This is a genomic window from Microbacterium sp. MYb62 (assembly GCF_002979475.1).
Lineage (GTDB): Bacteria > Actinomycetota > Actinomycetes > Actinomycetales > Microbacteriaceae > Microbacterium.
Window position 1 is genome coordinate 105,097 of sequence record NZ_PCOY01000008.1, and the last position, 11,775, is coordinate 116,871.

13 protein-coding genes are annotated in these 11,775 nt (G+C 67.8%); 7 read left to right on the forward strand and 6 right to left on the reverse strand.

Features of this window, described 5'->3' with window-relative positions; translation table 11 throughout:
- Positions 1-6: 6 nt before the first annotated feature.
- A complete protein-coding gene (locus CQ042_RS10470) occupies positions 7-450 on the reverse strand; it encodes a hypothetical protein (protein WP_105670419.1) in 444 nt (147 codons plus the stop codon).
- Positions 451-611: 161 nt separating this feature from the next.
- Between CQ042_RS10470 and CQ042_RS10475 the strand changes: the two genes are divergently transcribed.
- The 7 genes from CQ042_RS10475 to CQ042_RS10505 all read left to right on the forward strand — a co-directional run bounded on the left by CQ042_RS10475 (position 612) and on the right by CQ042_RS10505 (position 8,765).
- Complete coding sequence (locus tag CQ042_RS10475; protein WP_105670420.1) at positions 612-1,922, forward strand: sugar ABC transporter substrate-binding protein; 1,311 nt, start codon at positions 612-614, stop codon at positions 1,920-1,922.
- A 2-nt stretch (positions 1,923-1,924) separates the two neighbouring features.
- A complete protein-coding gene (locus CQ042_RS10480; RefSeq protein ID WP_105670421.1) occupies positions 1,925-2,887 on the forward strand; it encodes a carbohydrate ABC transporter permease in 963 nt (320 codons plus the stop codon).
- The gene (locus tag CQ042_RS10485; protein ID WP_105670422.1) at positions 2,884-3,831 is read left to right on the forward strand and encodes a carbohydrate ABC transporter permease; all 948 of its coding nucleotides are present in this window, start codon (positions 2,884-2,886) and stop codon (positions 3,829-3,831) included. Before CQ042_RS10480 ends, CQ042_RS10485 begins: the two co-directional genes overlap by 4 nt.
- Entirely contained in the window at positions 3,828-5,543 is a 1,716-nt protein-coding gene (locus tag CQ042_RS10490; protein WP_146115379.1) for an amylo-alpha-1,6-glucosidase, read from the forward strand. Before CQ042_RS10485 ends, CQ042_RS10490 begins: the two co-directional genes overlap by 4 nt.
- Before the next feature lie 119 nt (positions 5,544-5,662).
- Positions 5,663-6,982 (forward strand): ABC transporter substrate-binding protein, encoded by a 1,320-nt coding sequence (locus CQ042_RS10495; protein ID WP_105670424.1) that lies wholly within the window; start codon positions 5,663-5,665, stop codon positions 6,980-6,982.
- Positions 6,979-7,872: a carbohydrate ABC transporter permease gene (locus tag CQ042_RS10500; RefSeq protein ID WP_105670425.1), complete on the forward strand. Its 894-nt coding sequence runs from the start codon at positions 6,979-6,981 to the stop codon at positions 7,870-7,872. The genes CQ042_RS10495 and CQ042_RS10500 overlap by 4 nt, the downstream gene beginning before the upstream one ends.
- On the forward strand, positions 7,869-8,765 hold the full coding sequence (locus CQ042_RS10505; RefSeq protein WP_105670426.1) for a carbohydrate ABC transporter permease: 897 nt from the start codon (positions 7,869-7,871) through the stop codon (positions 8,763-8,765). Before CQ042_RS10500 ends, CQ042_RS10505 begins: the two co-directional genes overlap by 4 nt.
- A 39-nt stretch (positions 8,766-8,804) precedes the next feature.
- Here CQ042_RS10505 and CQ042_RS10510 read toward each other — a convergent pair whose 3' ends face one another.
- The 5 genes from CQ042_RS10510 to CQ042_RS10530 form a co-directional block, all read right to left on the reverse strand.
- Entirely contained in the window at positions 8,805-9,077 is a 273-nt protein-coding gene (locus CQ042_RS10510) for a DUF6510 family protein (protein WP_105670427.1), read from the reverse strand.
- Positions 9,077-9,772, reverse strand: coding sequence for a ferredoxin reductase (locus CQ042_RS10515; protein ID WP_258132222.1), 696 nt, complete (start codon positions 9,770-9,772; stop codon positions 9,077-9,079). The genes CQ042_RS10510 and CQ042_RS10515 overlap by 1 nt, the downstream gene beginning before the upstream one ends.
- 26 nt (positions 9,773-9,798) lie before the next feature.
- On the reverse strand, positions 9,799-10,392 hold the full coding sequence (locus tag CQ042_RS10520) for a sulfite oxidase-like oxidoreductase (protein WP_105670429.1): 594 nt from the start codon (positions 10,390-10,392) through the stop codon (positions 9,799-9,801).
- A gap of 35 nt (positions 10,393-10,427) precedes the next feature.
- Positions 10,428-10,925: a carboxymuconolactone decarboxylase family protein gene (locus CQ042_RS10525; RefSeq protein WP_105670430.1), complete on the reverse strand. Its 498-nt coding sequence runs from the start codon at positions 10,923-10,925 to the stop codon at positions 10,428-10,430.
- Between the two features lie 127 nt (positions 10,926-11,052).
- Positions 11,053-11,727 (reverse strand): GntR family transcriptional regulator, encoded by a 675-nt coding sequence (locus CQ042_RS10530; RefSeq protein ID WP_105670431.1) that lies wholly within the window; start codon positions 11,725-11,727, stop codon positions 11,053-11,055.
- Between the last annotated feature and the right edge of the window lie 48 nt (positions 11,728-11,775).

Genomic DNA, 11,775 nt, shown 5'->3' on the forward strand with positions numbered 1-11,775 from the left:
GGTGGGTCATTCCTGTTCGATGCTCAGCACCGTGGTGCGCATACCGTCGGCCTCGTACTGCACCGGCATGCCGGGATGGTCGATCGAGAACCAGAAGACGCCGTCGTCGGTGTCGTATCTGCGGCAGGTGAGCTCGCCGAGCGGGGCGCTCAGCGCCACCGTCGAGACACTCGTCGTGCCGGCATCGAACGCGGCGTGGCCCTGCAGCTCGGCCCAGGTCACCCGATTCGAGACGACGGCGTTCGGATCCTCCGCCGCCCAGCGATCCAGGGTCGCGCCCTCCTCGTCGGTGTCGCGGAAGCGGTTGACATGCTCGCCGAGCGGGCCGTCCGGACCCTCCAGGAGAAGCCGGATCAGCTTCCCGGTTCCGGTGGCGTCACGGATCTCGGCGGCGGTGAACGGCGTCGGCAGGAGGTCGGGGCCGAGCAGGTGCGGGTCGGAATCGGTCATGAGACAAGTCTGCGGCCTGCGCAGGTCGCACGTCACGAGAAGGTCTCGATGCCGGAACCGAGCCGTGCATCCTTGACAGGATTGCGTTCTGTATACAGAATACCAGTACGCCCGAAGGGGCGATCCCGACCTGATCTTCCAATGATGAAAGAGGTAGCGAGATGGCACGTGCGAACGTGACGCGGTATCTGGCACTGGGTGCCGCCGGCGCTCTGGTACTCGGACTCGCCGCGTGCAGCGGTGGGGGCGGCGGAGGCGGCGTCGACGCGGATGGCAACGCCACCGTCGTCTGGTCCACCTGGGGCACCGCAGACGAGCTCACCCGTTACCAGGAGTTCAACAAGGACTTCATGGAGCGCCACCCCGACATCACGGTCAAGCTGCAGCCCGTCGCGAGCTACGGCGACTACCACTCCAAGCTGCTGGCGCAGCTCACCAGCAACACCGCGCCGGACGTGTTCTACGTGGGAGACGACATGATCGGCCAGTTCGTCGACTCGAACCGTCTCATGCCTCTGGACGACCTGATGGAGTCGAAGGACAGCAAGACCAAGAAGGACGACTTCTTCCCCGGCCTCTTCGGCGCCGCGGAGCACGACGGCGAGGTGTACGCCGCACCCAACGACTCGAACCCCGACGTGTTCTGGTACGACAAGCAGGCTCTCGCCGCGGCCGGCATCACCGAGGACCCGGCGACTCTGGCCGAGAACGGCGAGTGGACCACCGACAAGTTCCTCGAGATGAACGCCCAGCTCCACGATGCGGGGTTGGCCGGCACCATGTACTGGAACTACTGGGCGACGCACTGGAGCTGGCTGTCGTCGCAGGGCCTCGACGCCCCGTACGACGACTCCGGCACGTTCGTCGCGAACGACGACCCCGCGACCGTCGCGGCGATGCAGCAGTTCGGCGAGCTGTTCCAGGACGGGACCTTCGTGGTGGCGGACACCCTCCCCGACGGCGCCGGCGCCGACAGCATGTTCGTGACGCACAAGGCCGGCTTCTTCGTGCAGGGCCGGTACACGATCGGCACGGTCAACGCGACGGGCGAGCAGGACAGCTACGACATCGTGCCGTGGCCGACGCCCGACGGCGTCGCCGCGCCCACGGGCGTCGCCACCTCGTTCCTCGCGATCAACGGCAAGACCAAGGTGAAGGACGCGGCCTTCACGTTCTGGACCGAGTTCCTGTCGGCCGAAGGGCAGACGTTCCGCCTGGAGGGCGGCGGCAACGCCGTCCCGTCCATCAAGGGCGCCGACGACGTCGTACTCGAGGGGGACTACCCGGCACACGCGCAGACGTTCCTCGACATGCGCGACATCGGCTTCGAGGACTACCCGGCGGAGGCCAGGGTCCCCGGACTCCCCGTCGCGATCGCGGAGGAGTTCCAGAAGCTCTACGAGGGCAAGACCGACGCTCAGGCCACGCTCGACACCATCGCCGACGTGATCAAGGAACGGTCGGAGAAGTAGGAGTGACCACCCTCACCGAGAACGGACGGATGCCGCAGGCCGGCCCTGCGGCATCCGCCCTCCCCCTCCGCGCGGAGGCGGCCTGGCGTCGCCGTGACCGGCGATGGGGATACGTCTTCGTCGCGCCGCAGTTGATCGGCATGGGGCTGTTCGTCGTGCTGCCCTTCGCCGCGAGCCTCGTGCTCGCCTTCGCGGAGTGGGACGGACTCAGCGACCTGAAGTGGGTGGGTCTGGCCAACTTCGTCGAGCAGCTGCAGGATCCGCTGCTCGGCCGCTCGATCATCAACACCCTGCTGATCGCCGTCATCACGGTGCCGATCGGCCTGACGCTCGCGGTCGTCGTCGCGATCGCGCTGGAGAGGCTCAAGACCCGCACGCTCTACCTGATCCTCTTCTTCGCGCCGGTGGTCACCTCGACCGTCGCCGTGGCGATGATCTGGCAGCAGATGTTCCGCGCCGACGGGCTGCTGTCCACGACGATCTCGAAGATCTTCGGCATCACCCCGCCGGACTGGCTGCAGGACCCGAAGCTCGCGCTCCTCGCCGTGTGCATCGTCACGATCTGGTCGTCGGTGGGCCTCAACGTCATCATCTTCCTCGCCGGCCTGCAGAACATCTCACCCTCGGTCATCGAAGCCGCCCGCATCGACGGCGCCGGCGCCTGGCGGCTGTTCGTCAGCATCCGGCTCCCCCTGCTGTCGCCGATCATCTTCTTCTCGTCGGTGATCGCCTTCATCTCCTCGCTGCAGACCTTCGACACGGTGTACGTGCTCGTCTCCGGCGGCGGCCCCGACAACGCCACGCGCACGATCGTCTATCACATCTTCGATCTCGGCTTCGGGCGGTTCGAGTTCGGTCTGTCGAGTGCGGCCAGCATCATCCTGCTCGTGCTGACGCTCGTCATCACCGCCATCCAGTTCGCCGCGCAGAAGAAGTTCGTCCACTACGAGGATGACCCCGCATGACCATCCAGACACCGCCCCTCACCCAGCCCGGCGGGCCGCCCACAGACTCGACGGTCGCGATCACCGCCCCCGGGTACCGACCGCGCGGACGCGGCGGTCCCGGTGTCGACCGCGCGCGACGTCGCGCCGGCTCGACCCTGCTGCACGTGGTCCTGATCGTCGCCGGCATCGCGATGGTCTTCCCGTTCGTGTGGATGCTGCTCACGTCGTTCAAGACCCTGCCGCAGCTGTTGAAGAACCCGCTCGAATTCCTGCCGAACCCCTGGACGGTGCAGAACTACACCGACGCGTGGAACGCCGTGCCGTTCGGGCAGGCGTATCTGAACAGCGCCTACATCGCGGTGCTCGTGGTCGTCGGCACGCTCATCACGGCGTCGATGGCCGGCTATGCGTTCGCGCGGATCCGGTTCAAAGGCAGCAAGGTGCTGTTCATCGTGTTCCTCGCGACGCAGATGATCCCCGCGCAGGTGACGCTCATCCCGTTCTACCTGCTGATGTCGCAGCTCGGGTGGGTGGACTCCCACCTCGCCCTGATCGTTCCCGGCATGATCGCGAACCCGTTCGCCGTGTTCCTGATGCGGCAGTTCGTCCTCGCCCTGCCGCGGGAACTCGAGGAGGCCGCGCTCGTCGACGGCGCCGGCCGCTGGCGCATCTTCTGGAGCATCGTGCTGCCGAACCTCAAGCCCGGTCTCGCGGCGCTCAGCATCATCACCGCGCTCGGCGTCTGGAACGCCTTCCTGTTCCCGCTGGTCCTGTTGAACACGCCGGACCTCTTCACGGTGCCCCTCCTGCTGACCTCGTTCCAGGGGCAGTTCGGTTCCATCAACTACGGACTCGTGATGGCGGCCTCCGCGATCGCGACCGTACCGATGCTGATCGTGTTCGTGATCGGTCAGCGCAAGATCCTCAACAGCATGGCCGCCTCGGGACTCGGAGGACGATGATGACGGATGCCGCCGCCCTCGCAGGGCGTCACCTCGACCTGGTCTCCGCACCGTTCACGCTGCCGCGGTCGCGCGTGCTCGTGTTCCGGGCCGAAGACGGCGAGGGCGTGCGCGTGCACACCTCGGAGTACGAGCGGCGCCTGTCGGAGTGCCGGGTGCTCGATGGTATCGAGATCCTGGATGCGGACGGGACCGTGCTCCCGGTGACGGACGTGCTTCCGGCGCGGGTGTCGTTCGGCGGGGCCCTTCGTCTCGTCGCTCCGCTCCTCGCTCAGGAACCAAGCGCCTCTCCCCGGTCCCTGAGCGAGCGGAGCGAGACGAAGGGCGCCACCCTCACGTTCGCCGACCCCTCGACGCTGAGTGTGGGCGGAGCCCCCGGCCTGCGGGTGCGCCTGACGCACCCCGACGGGCGGACGGAGGAGCATCCCCTCGGCGACGGCATCCTGCTCCGGATCGCCGCCGACCGCACCGTCGCCGTCGAGCCGGGCGACCACGCCGCGGCGCTCATCGCGACCGAGGCGATCTGGGCCGACTGGTTCGCGAAGTGTCCGACCGTGCGCGACGACCTGCAGGAGATGACCGCCTTCTGCTGGTGGGTGCTCGGTGCGAACATCGTCGAGCTGCCCTCCCTCGGAGACGCCAGGGCGATCGTGCCGTCGAAGATCGGCTACGTCGGCCTGTGGCAGTGGGACGCGTACTTCATCGCCGTGGGACTGCGGCATGGCGACCCGGAGCTCGCGCGCGAACAGCTCGACATCGCGTTCCGGTTCCCGCAGCCCGACGGGCAGCTGCCCGATGTCGTGCACGAGCTCGGAGTGCTGGCGACCAGCGATGACCTGCCAGAGAGCGACCGCGCCAACCTGCGCCGCGCCGGATCGCAGATCGCCGATCCGAGTGCGCCGGTGCCCTTGACCAAGCCTCCGCTCGCCGCGTGGGCGCTGCGCAAGGTGCTCGAGATCGAGGATGCGCCCGACTATGCGCGCACGCAACTGGCGCGCATCGTGCGTTCGCAGGACTGGTGGTTCGCGGGCAGTGACCTCGACCATGACGGGATGCCGGAGTACGGGCATCCGTATTCCTCCGGCCTCGACGACAGTCCGATCTTCGACGGTCCGCTGCCGACTGCGGCCCCCGACCTCGGCGCCTACCTCGTGCGGCAGGATCTGGAGCTCGCCTCCCTGCTGCAGAGGTACGAGCCGGCCGCCGACGTGGCGCGGTTCCGCGAGCGGGCGGCTGCCACACAGGAACTGCTGCTGCGCATGTGGGATCAGGGCCGGGGGCGCTTCCTCGCGTTCGGCAGCGGTGAGCCGCAGCTCAGCGACACGGTCGTCGGGCTGATGCCGCTGCTCACGGGCACGCTGCCGGCTCCGATCGCCGAGGCACTGCGTTCCGCCGTCGACGACCCGGAGCGCTTCGGGCTGGAGTGGGGTCTGCCCACGGTCGCGGCGTCCGACCCGGACTTCTCGGACGAGCGCATGTGGCGCGGTCCGGTGTGGGTGAACACGAGCATGCTGGTGGCCGAGGGGCTGGAGGCGTCGGGCTATGCCGAGCGGGCGCGGGAGCTGCGGGAGCAGATCGTCGCCCTCGTGATCCACGGCGGCGGCCCGCACGAGTACTTCAATCCGCGCACGGGCTTCAAGGCCGACCGCGCGACCACCGCGTTCGGCTGGTCGGCGGCGCTGTTCATCGACCTCGCCGTGCAGCTCAGCTGACGGCATCCGCTCCGGTCGCGATCTCTGTCGCTCGCCGGGTCGGGCGGCGGCAGGAAATGTGACCGGAACACTGCGGAACTCAGCTGTATTCAATATTCAGGACGACGAAGGAGTCAGACATGAAGAAGAAGATCACAGGCATCGCGGCGCTCGCGGCGATCGGGATCGCGCTCGCCGGATGCGCTGCCGGAGGTGTGCCCACCGGCGGTTCCACGGTGGTCCTGGACCCGGATGCGAAACTCGACGGGGACATCACCGTCTGGTCGTGGGATGTCGGCGCCGTGGCATTGGAGCGTCTGGCCGCCGACTTCGAGAAGGCGCACGAGGGCACGAGCGTGAACGTCGTCGACGTGGGCTACGACAACGCCTACGACAAGATGTCGGTCGGCTTCCAGGCCGGCACCGGGCTGCCCGACATGGTCACGATCGAGACGGATGCCGCGCCCGGTTACATCACGCAGTTCCCGCAGGGCATGCTCGAGCTGAACCCGATCCTGGGCGACGACGAGGCCGACTTCGATCCGTTCAAATGGTCGGCGGGGTCGGATGCCGACGGCTCGCTGCGCATCGCCCCCTGGGACTCCGGCACCGTCGCGCTGTACTACCGCACGGATATCGTCGAGCAGGCCGGGGTCGACATCGAGGCCGTCGAGACCTGGGACGACCTGATCGCGGCAGGCACGGTCATCAAGGAGAAGGCCGGCCACACGCTGCTCTCCACCGACCTCTCCGCGGGCGGCGGCTTCCAGATGCTGCTGCAGCAGCTGGGGCAGGGGCTCTTCAACGAGGCGGGTGAGATCACGCTCGACTCCCCGGAGGCCGTGCGCGTGCTCACGATGCTGCAGGGGATGAACCAGGCCGGCCTCATCAAGAACGTCACGGGATGGGATGGCCGGGTCACCTCCGCGAAGGACGGCGACTCCGCCGTGACCGCCGATGCCGTCTGGTGGATCGGCACGCTGCAGGGCGATGCTCCCGAACTGTCGGGGAAGTACGCGGTGCTCCCGCTGCCCGTGTTCGACGAGGGTGGCGCCCGCACCTCGAACAACGGCGGCTCCGGGCTCGCGGTGCCTGCCCAGGCGAAGAACCCGCAACTCGCCGCGGCCTTCGTCGACTTCGTGCTCGCGGATGCCGAGAACCAGGTGTCGATGATGACGAACGAGGGCCTGTTCCCCTCCTACCTGCCCGCCCTGGAGTCGGACTACTTCTCGAAGCCGGTCGAGTACTTCGGTGGTCAGCCGGTCTATGAGACCTTCGCAGAGCTCACGGGGCAGATCCCGCCGATCGTCTACACGTCCGACAGCGCGGAGGCGTCCGACATCGTCGCGAATGCCGTGTCCGCGGCCGTGCTGAACGGCGCCGACCCGGCCACCGTGCTCGCCGACGCCGCGAAGCAGCTCGCGACGTCGACCGGTCGAGAGGTCGCGACGCAGCCATGACCTCCGCCACCTCGTCCGGGTCCGGCCGACGGCGGCTGGACCCGGGCAGGGCCGGACGCTGGTTCGTGCTGCCCGCCGCCGCCCTGCTCCTGTTCTTCTTCGCCTACCCGCTGGGTGCCTCGCTCTGGCAGAGCCTGTTCCGCACCGAGGGCGGCGTCACGAGCTTCGTCGGGGTCGGGCAGTACGCGCGGCTGTTCTCCGACCCGCTGATCGCGAAGAGCCTGTTCAACGCGGGCCTCATCCTCGTCGTCCAGGTGCCACTGATGATGGTTCTCGCGGTGGGTCTCGCCTACCTGCTCAACCAGTCGTGGCTGCGGTGGCGGTCGGGATTCCGTCTGCTCACCTTCCTCCCCGCGGTCACCACGCTCGTCGCGTACGCCGTGGTGTTCCGTGTGCTGCTCGCCACGGACGGCGGCGCCGTGAACCAGATGATCGGCGTGATCGGCATCGCCCCGATCGACTGGCTGAACAACGAGTGGTGGGCGCGCGTCTCCGTGATCGCGGCGGTGACCTGGCGATGGACCGGCTACAACATGGTCATCATCCTCGCCGGCCTGCAGTCCATCCCGCCCGAGCTCTACGAGGCGGCCAAGGTCGACGGCGCCGGGCGCTGGCAGACGTTCTGGAGCGTCGTGCTGCCGCAGCTGCGACCGGTGCTGATCTTCACGGGGATCACCTCCACGATCGGCGCGCTGCAGCTGTTCGACGAGAACTTCATCCTCACCGGTGGCGGCCCCAACGACGCCACGCTCACCCCGGTGCTCTACCTCTACAAGGTCGGGTTCCGGCAGTTCGACTTCGGCTACGCATCCGCCATCGCCTGGATGCTGGTGCTGATCACCGCGATCATCGCCGTCGTGCAGTTCCGGGTCATGAGGGAGAAGCCATGACAGATCTCGCCACCCGCACCCTGGTCACCTCCGGCAGAGACACGCGCAGCCTCGGGGCGGGCGAGCGCGGTGCCCGTTCGCGGATGCTGCGGCTTCCGCTCTATCTCCTGCTCATCGTCGCCTCGGTGGTGTCGATCATCCCGTTCCTGTGGATGGTCATCGCATCGACGCATCCGAGTTCGGAACTGTTCGGCACGCCGCTGCCGGTGCTCCCCGGCGATGCGCTGTGGGAGAACCTCGCCCGCCTGGAGGAGAGCATCGGCTTCAGCCGCGTGATGCTCAACAGTCTGCTGATCGCGGTGATCTACACGGTGTTCAGCTCGATCGTCAGCATCATGTGCGGCTACGGGCTCGCCACCTACCGGTTCCGTGGGCGGGGTCTGCTGCTCGCCCTCGTGCTCGTCACGATGATGATCCCCATGCAGGTGCTGCTCGTCCCGCTGTTCCAGATCATGGCCGGCATGGGATGGATCGACACCTATCAGGCCGTCATCCTGCCGTTCCTGGCGAACGCGTTCGGGATCTTCCTCATGAGGCAGGGGTTCCTCGACTTCCCGCCGAGCCTGATCGAGGCGGCCAGGATCGACGGAGCCGGCGAGCTGCGGACGTTCTATCGGATCGTGCTGCCGGTCGCGAAGCCGCAGATCGCGGCGCTCGTGATCTACACGTTCATCAGTCAGTGGAATGCGTTCATCTGGCCGCTGCTCATGCTCAACACCGAGGCGAACTACACGGTGCCGGTCGCGCTGAACACCATGATCGGGATGAGCCGCGTGGACTACTCCGGCCTCATGCTGGGGTCGCTGCTGGCGACCCTGCCCCTGCTCCTGCTGTTCCTGATCTTCCAGAAGCAGTTCGTCGCGGGGCTGCTCGGGGGTGCGGTGAAGGGGTGACGGGCGGAGGACGAGGCGAAGGGGAGGAGAAGGCAGGGGCTAGCCGGAGGAGCGGACCGCATGCAGCAGTCCGACGCGCATCGACGTGCCGTCGGGGGACTGCAGCACGGTGAAGAGGGTGCGGGTGCAGGTGCGGCACCGCACGATCGCGGCGTGGCGATCCAGCTCGACGACGGCCTCCGCGAAGGCCGCGAGCGAGCCGCATCCACCGCAGGTGCCGACCAGTGCGGTGACGTCGGCGCCGAAGAGGTCCCAGAGCATGCCCGCGATCGCGTTTCCGTCGACGGTCTGAGCGGGGGCGGCAGCATCCATCACTTTCCTCCGAATCGTTCGGTGCGCACACGTTCCGGCGCGTGTCCGAGACCGACCAGCAGGTCGGCCACATGTTCGACGAACCCGGTGGGCCCGCACACGAAGACCAGGGGAGCGCGATCCGGCGGCCAGGTCGCATCCCGGAGCACCTCTTCGGTGACGCGTCCGACGGCCCCCGACCATCCGTCGGGAGCGGAACGGGTGAACGCCCATCGCACATCCGCTGCGGCACCTGCGGGTGCCGCATCGAGCTCGCTGCGGTAGAGGGCCTCGTGCGGGGTGCGCACCGAGTACAGCAGCCGCACCGAGTCGGTCGCCCCGGTGGACTGAGCTGCCCGCACCATCGACATCAGGGGCACGATGCCGGAACCGCCGGCGATGAGCTGCACGGGACCGGGCATCTCCGGACGCCACACGAAGAATCTCCCCAGGGGGCCTTTCACCTCGAGCTCGTCGCCGACACGGACGTCCCGCACCAGATAGGGGGAGACCTCGCCGTCGGGGATCTCGTCGACCGCGAGTTCGATCGTCTCGCTGTCCCCGAAGGAGGCGAGCGAGTAGGAGCGGACCGCCTGGTAGCCGTCTTCGGCGGTGAGCCGCACATCGACGTGCTGTCCCGGGTCGCTCCCCGGCCAGCCCGGCACGCTGAGCCGGATCGTGCGGGCCGAATCCGTCTCGGCGTGTGCGCCCGTCACCCGCGCTTCACGCCAGCCGCCCACCGTCACCAATAGCGTTCCTCCGTCCACGGATCGCCGTGCATGTTGTAGCCGTTCTGCTCCCAGAACCCCGGAGCATCCTCCTCCATCAGCGTGAGGGCCCTGAGCCACTTCGCGCTCTTCCAGAAGTAGAGGTGCGGCACGATCAGCCGCGCGGGTCCGCCGTGCTCCGGGTCGAGCGGTTCACCCTCGAACTCGAACGCGATCCACGACTGCCCGCCGAGGAGATCGTCGAGGGCGACGTTGGTGGTGTACCCGCCGTACGAGTGCGCCATCGCGAAGGAGGCGGCGGTGTCGACCCCCGCGAAGAGCGTGTCGAGAGACACCCCACGCCAGGAGGTGCCGAGCTTCGACCATCGCGTCACGCAGTGGATGTCGGTGTGCACGTCTTCGATGGGCAGCTCGTGCAGCTGATCCCACGTCCAGGAGACGACCTCGCCGACCTCGTTGCGGATGCCGAAGCTCCACTCCGACATGTGGATGTTCGGCGTCGGCCCGGCCGAGAGTACGGGGAAGTCTTCGGTGAGGTACTGCCCTGGCGGGAGTTCGGGGGTGCTCTCCCTGCGGCGAGCACCGAAACCTCGGGATATCACGGCCATGATGTTCCTCCTGTCGGTGGATGGGATCCTGCGTGTCAGGCGGTACTCCGCGGCGTGTGCCCCCGTGCGAGGAACAGCCGGGTCCAGACGTCCATGTTGATGATCACCATCGTCAGCGTCTCGATGGCGGCATCGTCGAAGTGCCGGCGAAGCTCGTCGTGCGCGGACTGGATGTCGCCCTGACGCAGGCCGGAGAGTGCCTCCGCGTACGCGAAGGCCGCCGTCTCGGTTTCGGCGAACTGCGACGATTCGCGCCAGGCCGAGATGACGTCGACCTTCACCGAAGGGATGCCGAGGCGCCGTGCCTCCTGCGCATGGAGGATCGTGCAGTATGCGCACCTGCTGTTCACGGCCACGAGGAGCCGGACGAGTTCGCCGAGCTGCGGGTCGAGGGGCAGCGATGCGCCGGCCGTTGTGCCGTACGCCGCCGCCATCGCGCGGGGGATCGCATCGAAGCCCGTCTCATCGTGGTCGATGCGGGTGTCGACGAACTCGATCCCCTCGAAGTGTCGGGCGGTGATCTCGGAGTCCATGATCCATCCCTCGCTTCGGGCCGACCGTGAAGCGGGCGGGCGCCCGTGCCCGAAACCATGAGTCCATCATGCATGCGACGGAAATGCACCCGGAAGGGCCGTGAAATATCGGTTGGTCCGCGATCGGCTATCCGCGGGTGCGTGATGCCAGCCGTTCCTGCGCTGTGCGCAGATGCTGGGCCATGGCGGCTTCGGCACCGTCGCCGTCGCCCGAGAGGATCGTCTCGACGATCCGCACGTGCTCCTCGAGCGTGGCCTCCCCGGTCTCGACGTCGTAGGCCAGTCGGAACGCATGGAGATGGAAATGCGTCCGCTCGAGCGCTCGGGCGACCGCGATGTTCCCCGACGCCCGGGCGATCAGCTGGTGCAGCAGCGCGTCGTGCTGGCTGAATCTGGCGTAGTCGGTCAGATCGGCCGATCGGGGGGCATGCGCGTACCGGTGCAGCTCGGCTGCCAGCGCTTCGCGCTCTGCAGCGGTCGCGCGTTCGGCGGCACGGCGTGCGGACACGGGTTCCAGCAGCAGGCGGAGATCGTAGAGGTCGGCCAGCTCGCGTGCGGTGAGCACCGGCGTGGTGCGATAGCCCTTGAGGTGCGTCTTGCGCACCAGCCCGGCATCTTCGAGTCGCGTCAGTGCTTCCCGGATGGGTGTCGGTGAGACGTCGAGACGCTTGCCGAGCGCATTGATGTTGACCCGGGCGTCGGCGGGCAACTCGTTGCTGAGGATGAGGGACACGAGTCCTTCGTAGACGTTCTCGGCGAGTGAGGGATCGTCGGGATCCCGCCTGTCGTCCACTCGCACCATGCCCGCAATCCTAGTGCGGAGGCCGCGCGTCGATCATGCGGGTGGGGC